Source organism: Methylibium sp. (assembly GCF_965279545.1).
Lineage (GTDB): Bacteria > Pseudomonadota > Gammaproteobacteria > Burkholderiales > Burkholderiaceae_C > Methylibium.
Map to the genome: position 1 here is coordinate 4,363,814 of NZ_OZ257250.1, position 20,546 is coordinate 4,384,359.

The 20,546-nt window shown below is 69.9% G+C and carries 23 protein-coding genes and 1 pseudogene; 16 read left to right on the forward strand and 8 right to left on the reverse strand.

The genetic code is table 11. From position 1 onward, the window contains the following. The first annotated feature begins 22 nt into the window (after window positions 1-22). From fliJ to ACQY9S_RS20735, 10 genes are all read left to right on the forward strand, one after another. The gene (gene fliJ / locus ACQY9S_RS20690) at window positions 23-502 is read left to right on the forward strand and encodes a flagellar export protein FliJ (protein WP_428422385.1); all 480 of its coding nucleotides are present in this window, start codon (window positions 23-25) and stop codon (window positions 500-502) included. Window positions 503-536: 34 nt separating this feature from the next. Further along, a complete protein-coding gene (locus ACQY9S_RS20695; protein ID WP_428422386.1) occupies window positions 537-2,117 on the forward strand; it encodes a flagellar hook-length control protein FliK in 1,581 nt (526 codons plus the stop codon). A gap of 167 nt (window positions 2,118-2,284) precedes the next feature. Continuing rightward, on the forward strand, window positions 2,285-2,911 hold the full coding sequence (locus ACQY9S_RS20700) for a flagellar basal body-associated FliL family protein (protein ID WP_428422388.1): 627 nt from the start codon (window positions 2,285-2,287) through the stop codon (window positions 2,909-2,911). Between the two features lie 166 nt (window positions 2,912-3,077). Then, window positions 3,078-4,079 carry a flagellar motor switch protein FliM gene (gene fliM / locus ACQY9S_RS20705; protein WP_428422390.1) on the forward strand — a complete coding sequence of 334 codons (1,002 nt, stop codon included), beginning with the start codon at window positions 3,078-3,080 and terminating at the stop codon, window positions 4,077-4,079. Next, on the forward strand, window positions 4,072-4,497 hold the full coding sequence (gene fliN, locus ACQY9S_RS20710; RefSeq protein WP_428422392.1) for a flagellar motor switch protein FliN: 426 nt from the start codon (window positions 4,072-4,074) through the stop codon (window positions 4,495-4,497). The genes fliM and fliN overlap by 8 nt, the downstream gene beginning before the upstream one ends. Before the next feature lie 22 nt (window positions 4,498-4,519). Next, window positions 4,520-4,864, forward strand: a complete 345-nt coding sequence (locus ACQY9S_RS20715) for a FliO/MopB family protein (protein ID WP_428422394.1) — start codon at window positions 4,520-4,522, stop codon at window positions 4,862-4,864. Continuing rightward, a complete protein-coding gene (gene fliP / locus ACQY9S_RS20720) occupies window positions 4,851-5,669 on the forward strand; it encodes a flagellar type III secretion system pore protein FliP (RefSeq protein WP_428422396.1) in 819 nt (272 codons plus the stop codon). Before ACQY9S_RS20715 ends, fliP begins: the two co-directional genes overlap by 14 nt. A gap of 25 nt (window positions 5,670-5,694) precedes the next feature. After that, on the forward strand, window positions 5,695-5,964 hold the full coding sequence (gene fliQ / locus ACQY9S_RS20725) for a flagellar biosynthesis protein FliQ (RefSeq protein ID WP_428422398.1): 270 nt from the start codon (window positions 5,695-5,697) through the stop codon (window positions 5,962-5,964). A gap of 99 nt (window positions 5,965-6,063) precedes the next feature. After that, window positions 6,064-6,834 carry a flagellar biosynthetic protein FliR gene (gene fliR, locus ACQY9S_RS20730; protein WP_428422400.1) on the forward strand — a complete coding sequence of 257 codons (771 nt, stop codon included), beginning with the start codon at window positions 6,064-6,066 and terminating at the stop codon, window positions 6,832-6,834. A gap of 110 nt (window positions 6,835-6,944) precedes the next feature. Beyond that, window positions 6,945-7,574, forward strand: a complete 630-nt coding sequence (locus ACQY9S_RS20735; protein ID WP_428422402.1) for a M48 family metalloprotease — start codon at window positions 6,945-6,947, stop codon at window positions 7,572-7,574. Between the two features lie 18 nt (window positions 7,575-7,592). Here ACQY9S_RS20735 and ACQY9S_RS20740 read toward each other — a convergent pair whose 3' ends face one another. The 4 genes and pseudogenes from ACQY9S_RS20740 to ACQY9S_RS20755 all read right to left on the reverse strand — a co-directional run bounded on the left by ACQY9S_RS20740 (window position 7,593) and on the right by ACQY9S_RS20755 (window position 10,195). Then, window positions 7,593-8,012, reverse strand: a complete 420-nt coding sequence (locus ACQY9S_RS20740) for a GFA family protein (protein WP_428422404.1) — start codon at window positions 8,010-8,012, stop codon at window positions 7,593-7,595. Window positions 8,013-8,017: 5 nt separating this feature from the next. Then, window positions 8,018-8,137, reverse strand: a pseudogene (locus ACQY9S_RS20745) (DUF1272 domain-containing protein); the annotation flags it as partial. A gap of 31 nt (window positions 8,138-8,168) precedes the next feature. Next, the gene (locus tag ACQY9S_RS20750) at window positions 8,169-8,801 is read right to left on the reverse strand and encodes a response regulator (protein ID WP_428422406.1); all 633 of its coding nucleotides are present in this window, start codon (window positions 8,799-8,801) and stop codon (window positions 8,169-8,171) included. Between the two features lie 215 nt (window positions 8,802-9,016). Then, complete coding sequence (locus ACQY9S_RS20755; protein WP_428422408.1) at window positions 9,017-10,195, reverse strand: response regulator; 1,179 nt, start codon at window positions 10,193-10,195, stop codon at window positions 9,017-9,019. 183 nt (window positions 10,196-10,378) lie between these two features. On the opposite strand from ACQY9S_RS20755, the gene ACQY9S_RS20760 reads away from it, so the two are divergent. The 6 genes from ACQY9S_RS20760 to ACQY9S_RS20785 all read left to right on the forward strand — a co-directional run bounded on the left by ACQY9S_RS20760 (window position 10,379) and on the right by ACQY9S_RS20785 (window position 16,917). Then, window positions 10,379-10,816, forward strand: coding sequence for a hypothetical protein (locus ACQY9S_RS20760; protein WP_428422409.1), 438 nt, complete (start codon window positions 10,379-10,381; stop codon window positions 10,814-10,816). A gap of 65 nt (window positions 10,817-10,881) precedes the next feature. Continuing rightward, window positions 10,882-11,244 carry a response regulator gene (locus tag ACQY9S_RS20765; protein ID WP_428422411.1) on the forward strand — a complete coding sequence of 121 codons (363 nt, stop codon included), beginning with the start codon at window positions 10,882-10,884 and terminating at the stop codon, window positions 11,242-11,244. Between the two features lie 32 nt (window positions 11,245-11,276). Then, entirely contained in the window at window positions 11,277-13,403 is a 2,127-nt protein-coding gene (locus tag ACQY9S_RS20770) for a chemotaxis protein CheA (protein ID WP_428422413.1), read from the forward strand. Between the two features lie 48 nt (window positions 13,404-13,451). Further along, on the forward strand, window positions 13,452-15,194 hold the full coding sequence (locus ACQY9S_RS20775) for a methyl-accepting chemotaxis protein (RefSeq protein ID WP_428422414.1): 1,743 nt from the start codon (window positions 13,452-13,454) through the stop codon (window positions 15,192-15,194). 112 nt (window positions 15,195-15,306) lie between these two features. After that, window positions 15,307-15,831 carry a chemotaxis protein CheW gene (locus tag ACQY9S_RS20780; RefSeq protein WP_428422416.1) on the forward strand — a complete coding sequence of 175 codons (525 nt, stop codon included), beginning with the start codon at window positions 15,307-15,309 and terminating at the stop codon, window positions 15,829-15,831. A 189-nt stretch (window positions 15,832-16,020) separates the two neighbouring features. Then, a complete protein-coding gene (locus ACQY9S_RS20785; RefSeq protein ID WP_428422417.1) occupies window positions 16,021-16,917 on the forward strand; it encodes a pirin family protein in 897 nt (298 codons plus the stop codon). Between the two features lie 12 nt (window positions 16,918-16,929). On the opposite strand, the gene ACQY9S_RS20790 is transcribed toward ACQY9S_RS20785, so the two are convergent. From ACQY9S_RS20790 to ACQY9S_RS20805, 4 genes are read right to left on the reverse strand one after another with little or no spacing between them, the layout of a single operon-like run. Then, the gene (locus ACQY9S_RS20790) at window positions 16,930-17,520 is read right to left on the reverse strand and encodes an ABC-type transport auxiliary lipoprotein family protein (RefSeq protein WP_428422419.1); all 591 of its coding nucleotides are present in this window, start codon (window positions 17,518-17,520) and stop codon (window positions 16,930-16,932) included. Beyond that, complete coding sequence (locus ACQY9S_RS20795) at window positions 17,517-18,491, reverse strand: MlaD family protein (protein ID WP_428422420.1); 975 nt, start codon at window positions 18,489-18,491, stop codon at window positions 17,517-17,519. The genes ACQY9S_RS20790 and ACQY9S_RS20795 overlap by 4 nt, the downstream gene beginning before the upstream one ends. A gap of 22 nt (window positions 18,492-18,513) precedes the next feature. Next, entirely contained in the window at window positions 18,514-19,326 is an 813-nt protein-coding gene (locus ACQY9S_RS20800) for an ABC transporter ATP-binding protein (protein ID WP_428422422.1), read from the reverse strand. Window positions 19,327-19,335: 9 nt separating this feature from the next. Then, complete coding sequence (locus ACQY9S_RS20805; RefSeq protein WP_428422424.1) at window positions 19,336-20,478, reverse strand: ABC transporter permease; 1,143 nt, start codon at window positions 20,476-20,478, stop codon at window positions 19,336-19,338. Window positions 20,479-20,546: the final 68 nt, after the last annotated feature.

Sequence of the window (20,546 nt, forward strand, 5' to 3'; positions counted from 1 at the left end):
CCCGTTTCCTTCGAAAGCCCGCATGAGCTCTCTCCAGCCTCTCAACAGCCTGCTCGAACACACCACCGTGGCGCGCGACGCCGCCCTGGGCGCCCACCGCAGCGCGCTGGCCGCGGTCGCCGCCGCGCAGGCCCAGGCCGCGCAGCTGACCGAGTACCGCCAGGAGTACGCGCAGCGCTTCGGCACGCAGTTCCAGCGGGCCGGGGCGATCGAGCTGCTGCAGTGCTACCAGGGCTTCATGGGCCGCCTGGACGAGGCGGTCGCCCAGCAGCAGCGCCTGCTGGCGCAGGCCATCGAGCGCGGCGATGCGGCCAAGGCCGTGCTGCTGAGCGCCGAGCTGCGCGTGGCCTCGGTGCGCAAGCTGATCGAGCGCCGTGTCGCCGAAGGCGTGCGCACCCAGGATCGCAACGAACAGAAGGCCACCGACGAGCTGGCCTCGCGCGCCGCCTGGCAGCGCCTGGCCGGCGCCGCCCCCGGTGCGGTGGCGCTGGGCATGCTCTGAAATTCGAAGTTCACCGAACCGAACCGTCCCCACCATGAACCTGTCCGTCCAGCAGCGCGGCGCAGCCGCCCCGAACGCCTTCAGCGTCGAGCCCACCGCTGAGCGCGGCGTGGCCGGTGCGGCGGCGTCGCCGTTCGCCGGCCTGCTCGGCGAGCAGCAGCGCCTGGTGGCGAGGCAGTCCCCCGACGGCGGGGCGTTCGCCGCCCCGCCTTCGCCGTCCGCGGCGGCGAAGGCGAAGGCGCCCGAGCACCGTCCCGAGCCGCAGGCCAGGCGCCAGGACGGCGCTCACGCGCCCGAGAAGAATCGGCCGGCGCAGCCGCCGGCCAACAAGGACAGCGGCACGCGCGGCGTGCAGCCCCCGGCCAAGGCCGTGAGCGGCAAGCCCGGCAGCGAGTCGAAGCGCGCCGCCGCCGACGACGCCCGGGCCGCCGACGGCGTGGAGGCCGACAGTGCCGATCCCGGCGCGCGCGAACCGAGCGCCGATGCAGCGGCGCAACCCACGGCAACGGCGACGGCTGCCACGGCAGCAGCGGCGCCAGCGCCTGCGGACCCCGCGCCGCCCGATCCGAAGGCGATGCTCGACTGGCTCGCGCGCTGGGGCACGGCGTCCGCACCGCACGAGCCGGGCGACGCCGCCGCGGCCCAGGCGAGCGCTGCCGACGCCGGCGCAGCAGCCGGCGAAGTGGCGGCCGATGCGGCCACGGGGCGGGCCGACGCGCGCCCCGGGGTCGACCCGCGCACGGCCGCGAGTGCTCGTGGTGATGGTCAGGGCGCCGCACAAGCGATCGCCGGCCAGAGCGCCGCACAAGCGGTCACAACGGACCGGCCGACGGGCATTGCGGCCGGGGCGACCGGTGACGTGCCGGGTCATGCTGCTGCCGCGGACCTGCAGGACGCGCACGCGCTGCAGGCCGCCCAGACCGCTCGCGCAGACCACGCGGCCTACGCCGAGACGCATGCCGACGAGAAGGCCGCGGCCGCCGAGCGTTTGCAGACGACCGCCGCCGGCATGGCCGCGCCGGAGCCTCGCGCCGAGCTGCTGCTGGCCGCGATGGCGCCCGCCGAGCGGCGCAGTGCGCCGGTATCCGGCAGTGCAGGTGCCGGTGAGCTGCCTGCGCTGCCCGTGGCCGGCATGACGGCGTCGCCGTCCCCGGCGCTGCACCTGCCGGGCGCTCCCGTGCCGCTGACGCTGGCGACGCCGGTCAACTCGCCCGACTTTTCCCAGGCGCTCGCCAGCCAGCTCACGACGCTCGCGCGTGACGGTGTGCACGCGGCCGAGCTGCAGCTCCATCCGGCCGACATGGGTCCGATCGCGGTGCAGATCGTGATCGACGGCGCGCAGGCGCAGATCGATTTCACCGCAGCCCATGCCGGCACGCGCCAGGCGCTGGAAACCAGCCTGCCGGCACTGGCCGCCGCCTTGAACGGCGCCGGCCTGACGCTGAGCGGTGGCGGCGTGTTCGAGCAGCGCTCCGGCGCTCGCGAGGGCCCGGCCGAAGACGAGCGCCGCGGCGCCCGGGGCGAGCCCGGGGGAACCGTCGGTGGCGCCGGGGCTGCCGGTGCCGCGACCGTGAACCGGCGCGCGACCCGCGGCCTGCTCGATCTCTACGCGTAGCGTCGCGCGGGTGAGCGCGGCGGGCCCCCGAGTGCGGGTCGCCGGTAAGGGCCGGTTTCGCCCCCCTTATTGCCGCTTCGTCGAGGGGGGGCGGCTCGAATAATCCTTTCCATACCCTGCGTGCGGCGGCGTCCGCCCCGTGCGCGCACCTGGCAAGGAGTTTCCCGATGTCTGCAGCCGCGGTCGATGCCGTCGAAGTGCCGAACAAGGCCAAGCGCAAGCTTCCGAAGAAGCTCGTCCTGATCGTCGCCGCCGTGGTCCTGCTGCTGGCGGCCGGGGGCGGCGCCGCGCTCTACCTGATGAAGAAGAAGGCCGCGGAGGCTGCCGCGGCCGAAGAGGGCGACGACTCCGAGGAGCTCGTGCATGCCTCGGCGAAGAAGGACCACAAGGCGCCGCCGAACTTCCTGCCGCTCGACGCTTTCGTCGTGAACCTGGCCGACCGCGACCAGGAGCGCTTCGCCCAGATCGGCGTCACGCTGCAGATCGACGACCCCAAGGTGGCCGAGGAGCTCAAGCTGTACATGCCGGCGATCCGCAACGGCGTGCTGATGATCCTGTCGCACAAGACCTCCGCCGAACTGCTCGAACGCTCCGGCAAGGAGAAGCTCGCGGCGGAAATCATGCGCGAGTCGGTGCGCCCGCTGGGCATCGAGATCGAGGCCGAGGACGAGCCCGCCTCCGCGCCCGCGGCGGCGGATGCCGAAGCCCCGCCGGTCAAGAAGAAGCGCAAGAAGGCGCCGGCCGAGCACAACCCGGTCGAGCACGTGCATTTCTCCAGCTTCATCATCCAATGACGCACCCCCCCGTTGCGGCTGCGCCGCTCCCCCGTGGCACCGAAGGGGCCACTGCGTGGCCCTCGGGGGCGCCGCTGGCGGACCGGCCGAGCCGGATCCGCGGCGTCTGCTTGCCTGTGACCGTTGACAAGGCGTCATCGGCGCGTCTTGCCGGGAGCCGCTGAAAATGAATCAGCAGATTCTTTCGCAGGACGAGGTCGATGCGCTGCTGCAGGGCATCACCGGCGAGAGCCAGAAGCTCGAGGCCGAGGAGGTCGAGCAGGGCGGCGTGCGCGACTACAACCTGGCGAGCCAGGAGCGCATCGTGCGTGGGCGCATGCCCACGATGGAGATCATCAACGAGCGCTTCTCCCGCAACATCCGCATCGGCCTGTTCAACTTCATCCGCCGCACGCCGGAGGTGGCGGTCGGCGCGATCAAGGTGCAGAAGTACAGCGCCTTCCTGCGCGAGATCGTGGTGCCGACCAACTTCAACATCATGTCGGTGCGCCCGCTGCGCGGCAGCGGCCTGATCGTCTGCGATCCGACGCTGGTGTTCGCGGTGATCGATGCGCTGTTCGGCGGCGCCGGCAAGTTCCACACCCGCATCGAGGGCCGCGATTTCTCGCCCACCGAGCTGCGCGTGATCATGCGCCTCGTCGAGGTCATTTCGGCCGAGTACAAGAAGGCCTGGGCCGGCGTCTACCCGGTCGAGCTGGAGTACCAGCGCTCGGAGATGCAGCCGCAGTTCGCGACCATCGCCGCACCGAGCGAGATCGTCGTGACGAGCTCGTTCACGATCGAGATCGGCGACACCAGCGGCACCATCAATTTCTGCATCCCGTATGCCACGCTGGAGCCGATCCGCGACACGCTGTACTCCACGGTGCAGGGCGACTCGGGCGAGCCGGACCGGCGCTGGGTCAAGCTGCTGACGCAGCAGATCCAGTCCGCCGAGGTGGACCTGGTGGCCGAGCTGGCACAGGCGCCGGCCACGGTCGAGCAACTGCTGTCGCTCAAGCCCGGTGACTTCATCGAACTCGACCTGGACCCGGTGGTGCAGGCGAAGGTGGACGGCGTGCCGGTGTTCGATTGCCACTACGGCACGAGCAGCGGCAAGTACGCCATCAAGATCGATCAACTGCTGACGAACCAGGGCCCGTCCTGGCTGGGAGAACACAATGGCTGAGCCCGTAGCGAACAACGAGCAGGACGCGATGGCCGCCGAATGGGCGGCGGCGCTGGAACAACAGACGCCCGGCAGCGAGGTCGTCACGGCCGCCGAGCAGGTGGCGCCGGCATCGTTCGCCAACTTCGCGCCGACCCCCGGCGGCGGCGCGGGCAACGACATCAACATGATCCTGGACATCCCGGTGCAGCTCACCGTGGAGCTGGGCCGCACGCGCATCCCGATCAAGCACATCCTGCAGCTGGCGCAGGGCTCGGTGGTCGAGCTCGACGCGCTGGCCGGCGAACCGATGGACGTGCTGGTCAACGGCTACCTGATCGCGCAGGGCGAGGTGGTGGTGGTGAACGACAAGTTCGGCATCCGCCTGACCGACATCGTGACGCCGAGCGAGCGCATGCGCCGCCTGAGCCGCGGCTGAGCCGGCCGGGAAAGCACACGACATGAGTGGTTCCCTGGGCTTCGGGCTGGTGTGGTTCGTCATCATCCTGGCGATGATCCCGCTGGCGCTGTGGCTGCTCAAGCGCACGCCCTATGGCGCGGCGATGAGCAGCGCGAACGCACTGACGCGCACCGTCGGCTCGCTGGCGCTGGGACCGCACCAGCGCATCGTGACCGTCGAGGTCGGGCAGGGCGAGGAGCGCCGCTGGCTGGTGCTCGGCGTCACGCCGCAGGCCATCACCGCACTGCACACCTTGTCGCCGCAGGCTGACATGGCCGCGAACGCTGCCGCCCCCGAGGCGCCGTTCGCCGCATTGCTGAAGAAGGTTCGCGATGCAAGGAAATGACGACCACCCCCGTTGCGGCTGCGCCGCTGCGGCCGCCTTCTTGTCGCGCCACAAGCGCGCCGCGCTGATCGCCGCCGTGTCGGTGTTGTCGGCGCTTCCTGCAGCGGCTTTAGCGCAGGCGGCCGGTGGCAATGCGAACCTGCCGTTGATCGTCGGGCAGGGCGCGGGGGGCACGAGCTACTCGGTGCCGGTGCAGACGCTGCTGTTCTTCACCGCGCTCAGCTTCCTGCCGGCCGTGCTGTTGATGATGACCGGCTTCACCCGCATCGTCATCGTGCTGAGCCTGCTGCGCCAGGCGCTGGGCACGCAGTCGGTGCCGCCGAACCAGGTGCTGGTGGGCCTGTCGCTGTTCCTGACGCTGTTCGTGATGGGGCCGACGATCGACAAGGTCTACAACGACGCCTACAAGCCCTTCGCGGCCAACCAGATCGCCTTCGACGAGGCGCTGGCGCGCGGTGAGGGGCCGATGCGCTCCTTCATGCTCAAGCAGACGCGCCAGAGCGACCTGATGCTGTTCGCCCGCCTCGCCAAGCTCGATCCGGCGGTGAAGGGCGAGAACGCGCCGTTCCGCGTGCTGGTGCCGGCCTTCGTGACCAGCGAGCTCAAGAGCGCGTTCCAGATCGGCTTCCTGATTTTCATCCCCTTCCTGATCATCGACATGATCGTCGCCAGCGTGCTGATGAGCCTGGGCATGATGATGCTCAGCCCGGTGCTGGTGGCGCTGCCCTTCAAGCTGATGCTGTTCGTGCTGGCCGATGGCTGGAACCTGCTGCTCGGCTCGCTCGCCGCTTCTTTCGCCACCTGACCTTCCGCAACCCGAATCGCCCGCCATGGATCCCCAACAAGTCTTCGCGTTCGGCCAGCAGGGCCTGTACCTGCTGTTGATGGTCAGCGCGCCGATGCTGCTGACGGTGCTCGTGGTCGGCCTGCTGGTGAGCGTGTTCCAGGCCGCCACGCAGATCAACGAGGCGACGCTGAGCTTCGTGCCCAAGCTGATCGCGGCCGTCGCGGTGCTGGCGGTGGCCGGCCCCTGGATGCTGACCTCGATCGTCGAGTACCTGCAGCGCACGCTGCAGGCGATCCCGACCGTGGTCGGCTAGCGATGTCGGCCCCGACGCTTGTCGCTTCGCGACCCCGGGGGCGCAGCCGGCCTTGGGACAGTCCGGCGGCCGGCTGATGCCGCCCTCGGCAAGCCGACCATGTTCACCTTCAACGAAGCCCAGCTCACCGCCTGGCTGAGTCCGCTGATCTGGCCCTTCCTGCGCGTGCTGGCGTTGTTCATGACCGCGCCGGTGCTCAGCATGCGCAGCGTGCCGGTGCGCGTGAAGGTGGCGCTGGCCTTCTTCATCACCGTCGCGGCGCAGGCCTCGCTGCCTTCGATGCCGGTGATCGCGCTCGACAGCGGCCAGGCCTTCGAGGCCGTGGTCCAGCAGTTGCTGATCGGCGCCGCGCTCGGCTTCTCGGCGCGCGTGGTGATGGCCGGCATCGAGTTCGCCGGCGAGATGATCGGCCTGCAGATGGGGCTGAACTTCGCGGCCTTCTTCGACCCGATCAGCGCCTCCCAGTCCACGGCGGTGAGCCGCTTCTTCGGCACCTGCGCGGCCTGGCTGTTCGTCGTGATGAACGGTCACCTGCTGCTGACCGCGGCGGTGATCCAGAGCTTCCACGCCTTCCCGGTGGCCGCGCCTGACGCGGCGCCGCTGGCCTTCCTGGCGACCGTGCAGCCGCAGCTCTGGGGGGCCGAGGTGTTCCGCCTCGGGCTGTGGATCGCGCTGCCCATCGTCACGATGCTGCTGTTCATGAACCTCGTGCTCGGCGTCATCTCGCGCGTGGCCTCGCAGATGAACATCTTCGCGATCGGCTTCCCGATCACGCTCGGTGTCGGCCTGATCGGCATCACGCTGACCCTGCCGCTGATGGAGCAGCCGTTCACGATGGCCCTGGAACGCATGCTGGCCCAGTTCCAGTAGGCGCCCCGATCGGGCAAGAATTCGCGGCAGCGGCCGGTTTTGTGCAAATCTGGTACGGCGATTGCATGGTAACTAGGGTCAACCCTGAGGGTGCAGAGCGGAGTTGCCTCATGCGCGCAGTCCTGTTGTTCTTGCTGGCCTTGTTTGTGGCACCGGTATGGTGCGCAGAGGACATCCTGACGGTGCTGCAGCGTTCGCAGCAGATGCAGCTCGAGGCGCTGACCGAGGGCCAGGTCGATGACGACGATCCCGAGGCGCAGGTGGTGCGTCGCAGTTTCGAACGCATCGTGGCCGCGGTCGACGAAGCGCCGGGCGATGTCCGCCTGCTGGTCGTGCGCGGTCCGTTGCTGGCGGTGTGCCTGATGGGCCGCGTGATCGCCGCCAACGTGTCGCTCGCCGGGCTGACCGAGAGCGAGCGCGACTTCGTGCTGGCCCATGAACTGGGCCATGTCATGCAGCGGCACTGGTCGCAGCTCGGCCAGCTCTACCAGCAGTACATCCCGGGCGAGGTGGTGCAGGCGCAGACCGATGCCGTCGCCAGCGTGCTCGGCCGCGAGGCCTCGGAGCTGTCGCACCGCCAGGAGTACGAGGCCGATGCCTTCGCATTGCAGCTGATCCGCCGCCTCGGAGAGCCGGACGACACACCGCTGCTGCTGTTCCAGCACCTGCCGCTGGTCAGGGCCACCGCCACCCATCCCGGCACCCAGCAGCGCGTGGTGCACCTGCGCACGCTGCAGTAGCTGGCGCCTCGGTCGGGCTCAGCGCCCCGGCTCCACGCCGGGATGCTGCGGCAGCGTGTCGTCGATCTGCCACCACGGGGCCTTCGAGGCGACGTGGATGTGCGCGCTGGGCCGCTGATCGAACGGCGGATCGAGGCTGCCGATGCGCAGCCGCAGCAGCTCGGGGTGCGCATCGCGGCGGCTGTGGATCGGCGAGCCGCAGTCGCCGCAGAAGCTGCGCCACTTGCCCGGCGAGGATTCGTGGGAGCGCAGCCGCTCGGCGCCCGCGACGAGGCGAAAGTGCGCGGCAGGCACCGGTGCCACCACGGCAAAGGCCGAACCCTGCGCCTTGCGGCATTGGCCGCAGTGGCATAGCACGATGGGGCCGGGCGGGCCGTCGAGCTCGTAGCGCACGGCGCCGCACAGGCAGCCGCCGCGCAGCGGCGCATCGCAGGCCATGGCACTCAGGCGCCGGGCGCGCAGCCCTGCGGTTTGATCACCCGCTCGGTCGAGGCCGGGTGGCGTGCCAGGGCCGCGAGCGGCCGGCGCGGCCGGGCCCGCAGTTCGCCGCCGCAGCATTTGCAGTTGGGGCGCAGGCTCGGCATCGCGGTCTCCTCACACCAGGCCGTTGCGGATGGCGTAGACGGTCAGCTCGGAGTTGTTGGACAGCGCCAGCTTCTCCAGCACCCGCGCGCGGTACACGCTGACGGTCTTGGGGCTCAGCGTCAGCTCCGCGGCGATGTCCGAGAGCCGCTTGCCCGAGGCGATCAGCACCAGGGTCTGCAGCTCGCGGTCCGACAGTTTCTCGTGAGCGACCTCGGAGACCGGCTGGCTCAGGCTCTCGGCGAGCATCTGCGCGATCTCGGGCGTGATGTACTTGCGGCCCTTGGCCACCATGCGCACCGCCTCGACGATCAGCTGGGTGTCGCTGCCCTTGTTGACGTAGCCGTAGGCACCGGCGCGCAGTGCGCGGATCGCGTACTGGTCCTCGGGGTACATCGAGACCACCAGCACGCGCAGGGTCGAGCCCTCGTCCTTCAGCACATGCAGCACGTCGAGGCCGCTGCGTCCGGGCAGGTTGATGTCGAGCACCAGCACGTCGCAGCTCGTGTCGCGCAGCAGGCTGCGCAGCTCGCCGTAGTCGGCCGCCTCGCCGACCACCTCGATGTCGGCCGCGTCCGACAGCGTGTCGCGGATGCCGCGCCGGATCAGCGCGTGGTCGTCGCAGAGGATGACGCGGATGGTCATGACAGTCCCTTGCACGATGGGTGCACCGGTCGATGCTGCAGCGGGGCGCGGGTCGACTCGGAGCGGATCCGGCGCTCGATTCGCGACAGCAGGTTTGCCACCGGGCATCTCATGATGACAACCGGATGGCCGGACGCGCTGGCAGCAGGACGGCGGCTGGAGAGCTCATCCATCCACTCTACCGCGGCCGGGGCCTGCCGAGAGGGCGCGTGCCGTCACCGCAGCATGCCCCACGAGGTCGGGTCGTCGGGGTCGTCCTGCAGGTTGTCGAGACTGCCGGCCTCGGTATCGCTGCCCTGTTCGAGCGGTACCGACAGGATGATGGTCGTGCCGCCCGGTCCGCTGGACAGGTCGACCCAGCCGCCGACCTGGGCGGCACGCTCGCGCAGTCCGCGGATGCCGAAGGAGCGTGCCTTGCCGAGGTCGTCCTGGTTCAGGCCGCGGCCGTTGTCGCTGACCTCGAGCGACAGCACCCGGCCGGCGACCGTGAGGTCGACTTCGACACGGGTGGCGTAGGCGTGCTTGCTGATGTTGGTCAGCGCCTCCTGCGCCGTGCGGTAGGCCGCCAGGGGCACCCCCGCCGGCAACGGCGGCAGTTCGTCGCGGCTGGTGCGGAACACGGTCACGGTGCCGTTGCGCTTTTCGAAACGCTGGGTCATCCACTGCAGCGCCGCGATCAGGCCCTGTTCCAGGATGGCCGGACGCAGGTTGTGCATGATGCGCTGGCTCGACTCGATCGCCAGCGTCACGGTCTCGAGCGCCCCCTGGGCGCGCTGCACCACCGCCGGGTCGCGGGCATGCCGCTCGATCCAGGCGAGGTCGAACTTCAAGGCGGTCAGCGATCCCCCGACGTCGTCGTGGATCTCGCGGGCGATCGCCGTGCGCTCCGCCTCGATGTTCGCCTGCAGGTGCTGGGCGAGCTCGCGCAGGCGCTGCTCGCTCTGGCCGAGGGCCAGGTCGGCCTCCTGCTTGGCGCGCAGCGCCTCGGTGCCCTCGATCGCGTGCAGCATCGCCGGGACCAGCCGCGCCAGGTTCTCCTTGAGCAGGTAGTCGTTGGCGCCGGTCAGCATGGCCTGCACCGCCACCTGCTCGCCGATCTCGCCCGAGACCAGGATGAAGGGCAACAGCAGCTGGCTGTCACGCAGGATCTCCAGTGCACGCAGGCCCGAGAAGCCGGGCAGGTTGTAGTCGCTGACCACCACGTCCCAGGGCTCGGCGAGCGCGGCACGGTAGGCCGCCTCCGACTCCACGCGCAGCGCGTCGGTGTCGATGCCGCCGCGCCGCAGGTGGGCGAGCATCAGTTCGTGGTCCAGCTCGGAGTCCTCGAGGTGCAGCACGCGCAGGCGCAGCGGCATGGAGGACAGGGGCAGCGGCAGGGAGGAGGTGTCGGGCATCGGGACAGGGTAAAGCACTGAACTGGCAGGCGTTCGGCCCCGTGATCTTGACACTGCCGCCGCCCGGTCTGTCGAAGAATCGTGCCAAGCCGCACCCGGCCGCAGGCGCGATTCGTCGAGCCTGCATGGCACGGCGCATGCCCCGCAGACCCATTTGACCTGCACAGCCACGCCGACAAAAAGATGCTACACGCCCCGAACACCGACGAACCGGCCCTGCCGCTGCCGCTGGCTGCGGACCTGCAGGACCATCTGATGATGGCGAGCAACGACCTCGAGCGCCTGCAGCGTTTGCTCGCCGACACCTGCGACGCGCTGATGCTGCGCTTCCACGGCGCGGTCTCCCAGCTCGGTGGCGAAGGCCGGGCCGCGGTCGACACCGGGGCGCTCGACAGCGTGCGCCTCCTGCTCGGCGAAGCGGTGACGGCGCTGCAGTTCCAGGACATGGCCTCGCAGCTGATCGCCCACACCCACCAGCGCCTGCGCAATTGCGCCGACCAACTGGCGCGCGAGGCTTTCGGCGCCGACGGCGATGGCGAGGCCGTGATCGCCCCGCCGCCGCTGCGACCCAATCCCGTGACGCAAGACGAAATGGACGCCGGCAGCGTCGAGCTGTTCTGAAGCCCTGCCCGCCTCAAGAAATTCCCCCTGCAACCGATAAGTCACCGAGTAATCCGGAGAGCGCAATGCATTCAATCCTGGCCGTGGACGACTCCGCATCGATGCGGCAGATGGTGTCCTTCACTCTCAAGAGTGCGGGCTACGACGTCACCGAGGCCGTCGATGGTCAGGACGCCTATGACAAGGCCGCCCAGCGGCAGTTCGATCTCGTGCTCACCGACCAGAACATGCCCCAGCTCGACGGCATCGGCCTGACCAAGAAGCTGCGCGAGCACCCGAGTTTCAAGTCGACGCCGATCCTGATCCTGACCACCGAGTCCAGCGACCAGATGAAACAGGCCGGGCGGGCTGCCGGCGCCACCGGCTGGTTGGTCAAGCCCTTCGATCCGGCGAAGTTGCTCGAAGTGATCAAGAAGGTCATCCGCTGACGCGTGGTCGCGAGCACAGACAAGGAATCGACATGGGCGACACGAGCACGACCAGCGCCAACCAGAGCGCCGGCATCGACCTGAGCCAGTTCTACCAGGTCTTCTTCGAAGAGGCCGGCGAGAACCTCGATCGCATGGAGCAGCAACTGCTCGCGATCGACATCGCGGCGGCCGACGACGAGGAACTCAACGCGATCTTCCGCTGCGCTCACTCGATCAAGGGAGGCGCAGCGACCTTCGGCTTCGCCGACGTGGCGGAACTGACACACCAGATGGAGACGCTGCTCGACAAGCTGCGCCGCCATGAACTGCAGCCGACCGCGGCCATGGTCGATGTGCTCTTGCAGTCCGGCGACGCGCTGCGCTCGCAGCTCGCGCGCCACCAGGGCGCCGGCGGCGACGTGCTCGACACGAGCGACCTGCTCGTGAGCATCCGTGCCTTCGCGGGCGGTCAGGCAGCGGCTCCTGCTCCCGTTCCCGCCAAGGCGGCGGCGCCGGTCGCCACGCCCGCTGTGGCGGCGTCGGCAGTCGAAGCCGACGTGCCCGTCACGATGAACGGCGACCGCATTCTCGAGCTGACGCTCGGGCCGCTGCCCAAGCCGGAGCTGGCCGAGAGCATCGTCGAGCTGTTCAAGGAGATCGAGGGCCTGGGCACGATCGATCCGATCGACGGCGGCATGGCGCAGGACGGTCTGCGCCGCTTCCGGGTCACGACCCCCAGCAGCGATGCCGACCTGCTCGACCTGTTCGGCTTCCACGTCTCGCGCGAGCAGGTGCAACTGCGCCCCTGGAGCGGTGACCGCGTGGCACCCGGCTACGGCTTCTATCCCAACGCACCCGGTTCGCCGCTGACCGAGGAGGACCCGGGTTTCGGCTTTTTCGAGGATGCACCCGGCGCGCCTGGAACTGCCGCACCCGCGGCCCCGGCCCCGACGCCCGCCAGCGCCCCGAAGGCCGCCGCCGCCAAGGCCGAAGGCAAGGCGCCGGCGGCGCTCGAGGCCTCGTCGATTCGCGTATCGGTCGAGAAGGTCGACCAGCTGATCAACCTGATGGGCGAGCTCGTCATCACCCAGGCCATGCTGGCGCAGAACAGCGCCAGCCTCGACCCGGTGCTGTTCCAGAGCATGGTCTCGGGCCTGACCGCGCTGGACCGCAACACTCGCGACCTGCAGGAAGCGGTGATGTCGATCCGCATGATCCCGATGCAAACCGTGTTCAGCCGCTTCCCGCGCATGCTGCGTGACCTGGCCGGCAAGCTCGGCAAGCAGGTCGAGCTGGTGACGCAGGGCGAAGCGACCGAGCTCGACAAGAGCCTGGTCGAGAAGATCACCGATCCGCTGACCCACCTGGTGCGCAACTCCTGCGACCACGGCATCGAGATGCCCGAGGAGCGCCGTGCGAGGGGCAAGTCCGAGGTCGGCACGATCACGCTGGCCGCGTCGCACCAGGGCGGCAGCATCGTCATCGAGGTGCGCGACGACGGCAAGGGCCTGTCGCGCGAGAAGCTGCTCAAGAAGGCGCGCGAGCGCGGCATCCATGCGCCCGACTCGCTGAGCGACGGCGAGGTGTGGGCGCTGATCTTCGAGCCGGGCTTCTCGACCGCGGAGGTGGTGACCGACGTGTCCGGCCGCGGTGTCGGCATGGACGTGGTCAAGAAGAACATCGCCTCGCTCGGCGGCACCGTCGAGATCGACTCGGCCGAGGGCTACGGCATGCGCGTGGCCGTGCGCCTGCCGCTGACGCTGGCCATCATGGACGGCATGAGCGTGGGTGTCGGCGACGAGGTCTACATCCTGCCGCTGTCCAGCGTGGTCGAGAGCTTCCAGGTCGGCAAGGACGCCGTCAAGACCATCGGCGGCAGCGCCCGCGTGGTCGAGGTGCGCGAGGAATACATGCCGGTGCTCGAGCTCGAAGAGCTCTTCAAGGTGCCGCGCTCCAGCGACGAGCATGCCAGCGAGATCATGGTCGTGATCGAGGCCGAAGGCGGCCGCATCGCCCTGCTGGTCGACGAGCTGATCGGCCAGCAGCAGGTGGTCGTGAAGAACCTCGAGGCCAACTACCGCAAGGTCGACGACATCTCCGGCGCCACCATCATGGGCGACGGCCGTGTGGCGCTGATCCTCGACGTGGGTTCGCTGGTGCGCCGCTCGCGCCATTGAATCGAACCGCTCCTGCCGCCCCTCGCATCACTTCTGGACCACCCGACGATGAAACTCAACCACTTGAAGATCGGCACCCGGCTCGGCGCAGGCTTCGGCGCGGTGCTGCTGCTGCTGGTGCTGATCGTCGCGCTCGCGTTCTCGCGGCTCGTGACGACCGAGCAAGGCTTCGACAGCGCGCGCGACGTGGAACGCGGCGTGTCGATGGCCGACGAGTGGAAAAGCCTCACCACACTCAACGTCAGCCGCACGATCGCGATCGTGAAATCGGGCGGTACGCCGCAGATGGTGTCCTTCCTCACGCCCCAGATGAAGGACACCAGCGAGCAGATCACCCGCGTGCAGAAGGAACTCGAAGCCCGGCCGGGCACCGACAAGGGCAAGGCGCTGTTCGCCGACATCGCCGAGAAGCGCAAGGCCTACATCGGGCAGCGCGAAACGGCGCTGGCGCTGCTGAAGGCGGGGGATGCCGCGGCGGTCGAGGCGCTGCTCGAGAAGAGCCTGCTGCCGGCCTCCAGGGTCTACCTCGCGGCGATCGAGGATTTCAGCCGCTCCGAGCGTGAACTCGCCGACCAGAGCGGCGCTGCGGTGAAAGCCGAGGTGCAGCAAAGCAAGCTGCTGCTGCTGGTGCTGGCCGCCGTGTCCATCGTCCTGGGCGGCATGAGCGCCTGGGTCCTGACCCGCTCGGTGACGGTGCCGCTCGAGCGCGCCGCCGCCACCACCCGTGCCATTGCCGCCGGGAACCTGTCGCAGCGCATCGAGGCCGAAGGCCGTGATGAAGTGGCTGGCCTGCAGCGCAGCCTGGCCGAGATGCAGTCGTCGCTGGGCAAGATGGTGAGCGCGGTGCGCCTGAGCACCGACAGCATCACCACCGCCAGCAGCGAGATCGCCACCGGCAACCAGGACCTGAGCGCGCGGACCGAACAGACCGCCAGCAACCTGCAGGAGACCGCCAGCTCGATGGAGCAGCTCACCGGCACGGTGAAGCAGACGGCGGAATCGGCGCGCACCGCCAACCAGCTCGCATCGTCGGCCCAGGCCACGGCGGCGAAGGGCGGCAAGGTGGTGTCCGAGGTCGTGTCGACGATGGAGGACATCAATGCCAGCAGCAAGAAGATCGCCGACATCATCGGCGTGATCGACGGTATTGCGTTCCAGACCAACATCCTGGCGCTCAACGCGGCGGTCGAAGCCGCCCGCGCCGGCGAGCAGGGCCGCGGCTTCGCGGTCGTGGCCGGCGAGGTGCGCAACCTCGCACAGCGCAGCGCGCAGGCCGCGAAGGAAATCAAGGACCTGATCGGCGCCAGCGTCGAGCGGGTCGAGTCGGGCAGCAAGCTGGTGGCGGATGCCGGGCGCACGATGAGCGAGATCGTCGGTTCGGTGCAGCGCGTCTCCGACATCATTGGCGAGATCACCGCCGCCGCCGCGGAGCAGTCCGAGGGCATCGGTCAGGTCAACACCGCGGTGACCAACCTCGACCAGATGACGCAGCAGAACGCCGCGCTGGTGGAACAGAGCGCCGCCGCGGCCGAGAGCCTGAAGGACCAGGCGATCCGGCTGGCCGCCTCGATCTCGGTGTTTCGCGTCGATGGCAGCGACGCGGCGGTGTCGCGTCCGGCCGACGCAAGGCAGCCCCTTGCCGCTCACAGCCCGGTGCGTCCCCCTGCCTCGACACCGCGCGCCGTGAGCCCGGCGAAGGTGCCGCCCGTCTTGCACGACACCGCGGTTGCCGGCAAGCAGGCGCCCGTCGTGGCGGCCGCGGCCGCTGGCGACGACTGGGAAACCTTCTGAGCCCGCACCGACCGGCAGCCCCCCGCTCCATTCACCACGACACGCATTGCACGTTTTCCGCTCGGCACGCACACCACGCGCCAGCCCTGATCCCGCATTGAAAGGACCCGACATGGACATGATTGATGCCACCCAAGTGGCCCGCCACGAGGCTCAACGCCAGGCCAAGCGTGCCGGCGCCGCCGCGCAGCCGGGGCGCGAATACCTCAGCTTTCGCCTCGGTACCGAGGAATACGGCATCGACATCCTGAAGGTGCAGGAGATCCGCAGCTACGAGCCGCCGACCCGCATCGCCAATGCGCCGAGCTTCCTGAAGGGCGTCATCAACCTGCGCGGCGTGATCGTGCCGGTGGTCGACCTGCGCGTGAAGTTCGGCTGCGACGCCCAGATCACGGCCATCACCGCGGTGATCGTGCTGGCCGTCAAGGGCCGCGTGATCGGTGCGGTGGTCGACTCGGTCAGCGACGTGCTGGACCTGCCGCACGAAGCCATCAAGCCGGCGCCGTCGATGGGGGCCATGGTCGACACCAGCCACCTGATCGGCATCGCCACCGTGGCCGAGCGCATGCTGATCCTGATGGACATCGAGTCGCTGATGACCAGCGCCGAGCTGGGCGTGATCGACACGGTGGGTTGAGGCCGGTGCAGCGGTGACGCTGCCCCCCATGTTGCGAACGGCGCTCTTCGGAGCGCCGTTCGCGTTCGGGCCTCTTGCACGTGTTCGTGCACGTGTTCGCGCCTCGTCTCCCGTGCGCTCCGACCCCACCCGGCGCGCCAGCATGCGAAACGCGCGACACTCGTTGCAACGCCTCACCGGGATCCCCGCATGCCACTGCAAATCCTGACCCCTCACACCAAGGACCTCGGTGGCGGCTTCGAGGTCCGCCGCCTGCTGCCGGCCGCGCAGCGCCAGTCGGTCGGGCCGTTCGTGTTCTTCGACCACTTCGGTCCGATCACCGCCGGCCCCGGGGACGACCACGACGTGCGCCCGCACCCGCACATCGGCCTGGCCACCGTGACCTACCTGTTCGAAGGCGCGATGCAGCACCGCGACTCGACCGGTGTCTCTCGGCGCATCGAACCCGGCGCGATCAACTGGATGACCGCGGGCCGGGGCATCGTGCACTCCGAGCGCACGCCCGACGACCTGCGCGGCACGACGCGCCGCAGCCACGGCCTGCAGTTGTGGGCCGCGCTGCCGGCCGAGCACGAGGAGACGGTGCCGCATTTCGAGCACACCGCGGCGGCGCGGTTGCCGCAGCGCCTGGAAGACGGCGCGACGCTGCGGGTGCTGATCGGCCACGCGCACGGGCTCACGTCACCGGTGGGCACGCTGTCGCCGACGCTCTACGTGGACTATGCCCTCGCGCCCGGTGCGCGGGTCGCGCTGCCGTCGCCGCAGCAGGCCGAGGAGCGTGCGCTGTACGGTGTCGATGCGCCCTTCGAGCTCGAGCTCGGCGGCGCGGTCGAGCGCATCGAGCCGTTCACGCTGGTGGTGCTGCCGGCAGGCAGCGCTGCGACGCTGTGCGCGTCAGGCGCGGCCGGTGCCCGCGTGGTGCTGATTGGCGGCGCACCGCTCGGGCATCGCCACATCTGGTGGAACTTCGTGTCCTCGAGCAAGGAGCGCATCGCGCAGGCCGCCGCCGACTGGGAGGCCGACCGCCTGGGTCAGGTGCCGGGCGAAACCGAACGCATCCCGTTGCCGGTGCGCCGGCCGGGTTGATGCGGGTCGATATCAGGGGGCCGCGGCCCAGCGCAAGACTTGCACCAGGACCTCGTCGCTGGCGGCGCCGAGTCCGCGAACGGCGCCCAGCGCATTGGCATCGGCCACGTCTCGGCTGACCGTGAACACGCGCCGGGCCGCGTGCGGGTCCCCCGGGCGGCCCAGCACGGCGCGCAGGCTCACGCGCACCTGGCAGGAGGTCGGCGATGTGAAGACCTGCTCGAACTCGTCGAGCTCGAGCTCGAGGCTCAGCAGGCGGGGGCGGGGGTCGGCATCGCCGGCCGGCACCGTCGGCGCGAGTGTCGCGGCCCACTGCTTGAGCCGCTGCGTCAGCAGCGCGGCCGGCGGGGCCACCCAGCGGCTGTCGCGGTAGACGGCGCGGCGCGTCGGCTCGTCATAGGACAGCCGGTAGACGATGCCCGGCGAGTCCAGCCATTGCGGCGCGTCGACCGCTCCGATGCGCGGTGCCGCCGTGGCGAGGCTCTGTGCCGCCCCGGCCGGCAGCGGGCCCAGGTCGTAGAGGGTGGGCGGGGCGGCCGGCGGTGTCAGCGAGCACGCGCCGGCGACGGCGGCCGCACCGAGCAAGGCGGCCAGTGTCCTCATTTGCGCTCCCGGGCGAGCGGCTCGAAGCCGGCCTCGCCGGGCCCCGGCGGCAACGCCGGCGCGCCGAACAGCAGGCTCTGCGGCCGGGCGGTGAGCTGGTCGGCGGCACGCTCGACCGCGCGGCTGCTTCTCGCGATGTCGTCCGTCAGCGCCACCCGGTGCGGACGGTTCTCCCCGACCAGCGACAGCTCGATGCTCCGGGCGGTCGACTCCAGCTGCGACGCCGCATCGGCCAGGCGGTCCAGCGCGACGCTGCGCGTTCGGACATCCTGGGCCAGTCCCAGCGTCTCCACCGCGACGCTGTCGATCCGCTGCGCAAGGCTTCCGGCCTCGACGACGGTGCGGTCGGCATGGGCGACGAGCGCCGGCAGTGCCTTGGCGGCGGGGCTCAGGTCCGTCAGCAACTGCGACATCTGTGCCGACGCGCTCTCGAGGTTGGACAGGCTGCGGCCCAGTTGCTGCTGGTTGCCGTCGCTCAGGACCGCATTGATCCGCTTCGTGCTTTCACCGACGCCGGCGAGCAGGGCAGGGCCGGCCACCGCGAGCTGGTCGAGCAGGCTGGGTCGCAGCTCGATGCGCCGGGTCGCGTCGGCCGCGGCCAGCGGCGCCGGCGCGGCCGTTCCCTCCACCGCGTCGTCCAGCGCGACGAACGACAGGCCCGTCACGCCCTGGAAGCCGAGCTGCGCATAGGTGGCCCGGGTCAGCGGCGCTGCCGGGTCGACCGCGATGTCGATGAGGATCTGGCGGCCGTCCTCGGGGTCGAAGCGGATCGCCTGCACCTTCCCGATCTCGACGCCCCGCAGCTTGACCGGGGCCTTCACATTGAGGCCGAGGACCGGCAGGCGGGTGACGACCGTGTAGGTGACCGTGCTCGTGTGGCTGCCCTGGAACCAGGCGACGGCCCCGAGCAGCGCAGCGCCCATGAGGACGATGAACAGGCCGGCGACCAGTGCGTGGGCTCGGTTCTCCATGTCTTTCCTTTCGTCGGGGCGGTCATGCCGCGATCCGGGTTTGCTCGAGGCTCTCGCGGAAGTCTCGGATGCTCTCTTCGGCGCAGCGCGCCACATGACCGAGGAAGAAGTTCTGGATGAAGGGGTGGGGCAGCCTGGCGACTTCGGGCACCGTTCCCACGGCGACCACGCGCTGGTCGGCGAGCACCGCGACGCGGTCGGCCAGCGCGAACAGGGTGTCGACGTCGTGCGTCACCATGACCACCGTCAGCTGCATCTCGGTGCGCAGTTCGCGCACCAGCCGCACGAACTGCTTGCTGCTCTGCGGGTCCAGGCCGGCTGTCGGCTCGTCGAGAAAGAGCAGCTGGGGATCGAGGATCAGCGCCCGGGCGAGCGAGACCCGCTTGACCATGCCGCCCGAGAGTTCGGCCGGCATCTTGTCGGCGTCGGCGGCCGCCAGGCCGACCTGCAGCAGCTTGAGCATCACCAGGTCGCTGACCAGGGCCTGCGGAACGGACTTCAGCTCGCGCAAGGGCAGCGCCACGTTGTCGAACACGGTGAGCGCCGAGAACAGCGCGCCTTGCTGGAACAGCACGCCCCAGCGGTGGCGCACGCGCTCGAGGTCCGCCATCGCGCACTGTCCGAGGGGGTGGCCGAACAGCCGCACCTCGCCTTCGGTCGGCACCTCGAGCCCGAGCATCAGGCGCAGCAGCACCGTCTTGCCGCTCCCCGAGCCGCCGATGATCGCCAGCACTTCGTCGGCCTGCACGCTCAGGCTCAGGTGCCGATGGATGACGACGCCGCCGAGCACGGTCGTGAGATCGGTGACTTCAATGACGGGAGGAGTCTCGGTCATCTTGCGGTCCTACAAGCCTACGTCCGAGAACAGTACCGCAAACAGCGCATCGACGATGATGACCAGGGTGATCGAGATCACCACGGAGTCCGTCGTGCCGGCGGCCAGGCTCTCGGTGTTGGGCTCGATGCGCAAGCCGAAGTGGCAGGCCACCAGGGCGATCAGAATGCCGAAGACGACGGCCTTGGACAGCCCCAGCCAGAGGTTGGCGATGGGCACCGCGCTCGGCAGCGCCTGCAGGAACTGCACGTAGTCGATGCCCAGCTGCGCGCGCGCGGCCACCATGCCGCCGAGCAGGACGACGGCGCTGGTCCAGACCACGACCAGCGGCATCGACATCGCCAGCGCAACGACCTTGGGCAGCACCAGGCGCACGGTGTGCGAGACGCCCATGACGGACAGCGCGTCGAGCTCCTGGGTGACCCGCATCACCCCGAGCTGGGCCGTCATCGACGATCCCGAACGCCCGGCCACGATGATGGCCGCCAGCAGCGGGCCGAGCTCGCGCCAGACGCTCACGCCCAGGATGTTGATGACGAAGATGTCGGCGCCGTAGGACCTGAGCTGCTTCGAGGTGAGGTAGGACAGCGTGATGCCCACCAGGAAGCCGACCAGCGCCGTGATGCCCAGCGCCTGGGCGCCGGTCCGGTAGACGTTGGCCGAGATCTCGCGCCAGGCGATCAGTCCGGGCTGCCTGAGCACCAGCAGCAGGTCGAGCGCCAACTGGCCGACGAGCCGGACGGCGCCCAGCACATGCTCCGAGAAGCGCACCAGGTAGGCCCCGAACTGCGACAGCCTGGCCTGCGCCGCCTTGGAGCCGGCGGGTACCGTGCTCTGCACGGCGAGGTCGGCGAAGGTGAGCTCATGCTCGGCGCGCAGGCGCAGCGTCGGCGGGCGCTGCCGGCCCCAGGCCTGCCACAGCAGCAGCGCGCCGGCGGTGTCCAGGCGGGTCAGGCCCAGCAGGTCCCACTCCATCGAGACGTCCGCGGCGAGCTCCTTCACCCGCATCGCCAGCTCGTCGAAGCGGCCTCTCAGCGGCAGCAGCGTCCACTCGCCGCTGATCAGCACACGGGGCTTCCCGCCGGCCGTTCGCTCATGGCTCAGGTTCGGGAGCTGCCCGGCGGCGTCGCCGGGTGTTGTGGTCTCGACCATGCTCGGTGGATCGCGCGGGGTGTTCGTGATCTCGCTCGGCAGATGCTGCCGAAGGAAAGTATCGCCCA

Excerpts from the sequence above, each read along its gene's own strand:
- fliM (WP_428422390.1), top strand. The coding sequence starts at position 3,078 with ATGAATCAGCAGATTCTTTCGCAGGACGAGGTCGATGCGCTGCTGCAG.
- ACQY9S_RS20715 (WP_428422394.1), top strand. The coding sequence starts at position 4,520 with ATGAGTGGTTCCCTGGGCTTCGGGCTGGTGTGGTTCGTCATCATCCTG.
- ACQY9S_RS20785 (WP_428422417.1), top strand. The coding sequence starts at position 16,021 with ATGCCACTGCAAATCCTGACCCCTCACACCAAGGACCTCGGTGGCGGC.
- ACQY9S_RS20695 (WP_428422386.1), top strand. The coding sequence starts at position 537 with ATGAACCTGTCCGTCCAGCAGCGCGGCGCAGCCGCCCCGAACGCCTTC.
- ACQY9S_RS20770 (WP_428422413.1), top strand. The coding sequence starts at position 11,277 with ATGGGCGACACGAGCACGACCAGCGCCAACCAGAGCGCCGGCATCGAC.
- ACQY9S_RS20740 (WP_428422404.1), bottom strand. The coding sequence starts at position 8,012 with ATGGCCTGCGATGCGCCGCTGCGCGGCGGCTGCCTGTGCGGCGCCGTG.
- ACQY9S_RS20780 (WP_428422416.1), top strand. The coding sequence starts at position 15,307 with ATGGACATGATTGATGCCACCCAAGTGGCCCGCCACGAGGCTCAACGC.
- ACQY9S_RS20700 (WP_428422388.1), top strand. The coding sequence starts at position 2,285 with ATGTCTGCAGCCGCGGTCGATGCCGTCGAAGTGCCGAACAAGGCCAAG.
- fliR (WP_428422400.1), top strand. The coding sequence starts at position 6,064 with ATGTTCACCTTCAACGAAGCCCAGCTCACCGCCTGGCTGAGTCCGCTG.
- ACQY9S_RS20750 (WP_428422406.1), bottom strand. The coding sequence starts at position 8,801 with ATGACCATCCGCGTCATCCTCTGCGACGACCACGCGCTGATCCGGCGC.
- ACQY9S_RS20795 (WP_428422420.1), bottom strand. The coding sequence starts at position 18,491 with ATGGAGAACCGAGCCCACGCACTGGTCGCCGGCCTGTTCATCGTCCTC.
- ACQY9S_RS20735 (WP_428422402.1), top strand. The coding sequence starts at position 6,945 with ATGCGCGCAGTCCTGTTGTTCTTGCTGGCCTTGTTTGTGGCACCGGTA.
- ACQY9S_RS20775 (WP_428422414.1), top strand. The coding sequence starts at position 13,452 with ATGAAACTCAACCACTTGAAGATCGGCACCCGGCTCGGCGCAGGCTTC.
- ACQY9S_RS20765 (WP_428422411.1), top strand. The coding sequence starts at position 10,882 with ATGCATTCAATCCTGGCCGTGGACGACTCCGCATCGATGCGGCAGATG.
- ACQY9S_RS20760 (WP_428422409.1), top strand. The coding sequence starts at position 10,379 with ATGCTACACGCCCCGAACACCGACGAACCGGCCCTGCCGCTGCCGCTG.
- ACQY9S_RS20755 (WP_428422408.1), bottom strand. The coding sequence starts at position 10,195 with ATGCCCGACACCTCCTCCCTGCCGCTGCCCCTGTCCTCCATGCCGCTG.
- ACQY9S_RS20790 (WP_428422419.1), bottom strand. The coding sequence starts at position 17,520 with ATGAGGACACTGGCCGCCTTGCTCGGTGCGGCCGCCGTCGCCGGCGCG.
- fliP (WP_428422396.1), top strand. The coding sequence starts at position 4,851 with ATGCAAGGAAATGACGACCACCCCCGTTGCGGCTGCGCCGCTGCGGCC.
- fliQ (WP_428422398.1), top strand. The coding sequence starts at position 5,695 with ATGGATCCCCAACAAGTCTTCGCGTTCGGCCAGCAGGGCCTGTACCTG.
- fliN (WP_428422392.1), top strand. The coding sequence starts at position 4,072 with ATGGCTGAGCCCGTAGCGAACAACGAGCAGGACGCGATGGCCGCCGAA.
- ACQY9S_RS20805 (WP_428422424.1), bottom strand. The coding sequence starts at position 20,478 with ATGGTCGAGACCACAACACCCGGCGACGCCGCCGGGCAGCTCCCGAAC.
- fliJ (WP_428422385.1), top strand. The coding sequence starts at position 23 with ATGAGCTCTCTCCAGCCTCTCAACAGCCTGCTCGAACACACCACCGTG.
- ACQY9S_RS20800 (WP_428422422.1), bottom strand. The coding sequence starts at position 19,326 with ATGACCGAGACTCCTCCCGTCATTGAAGTCACCGATCTCACGACCGTG.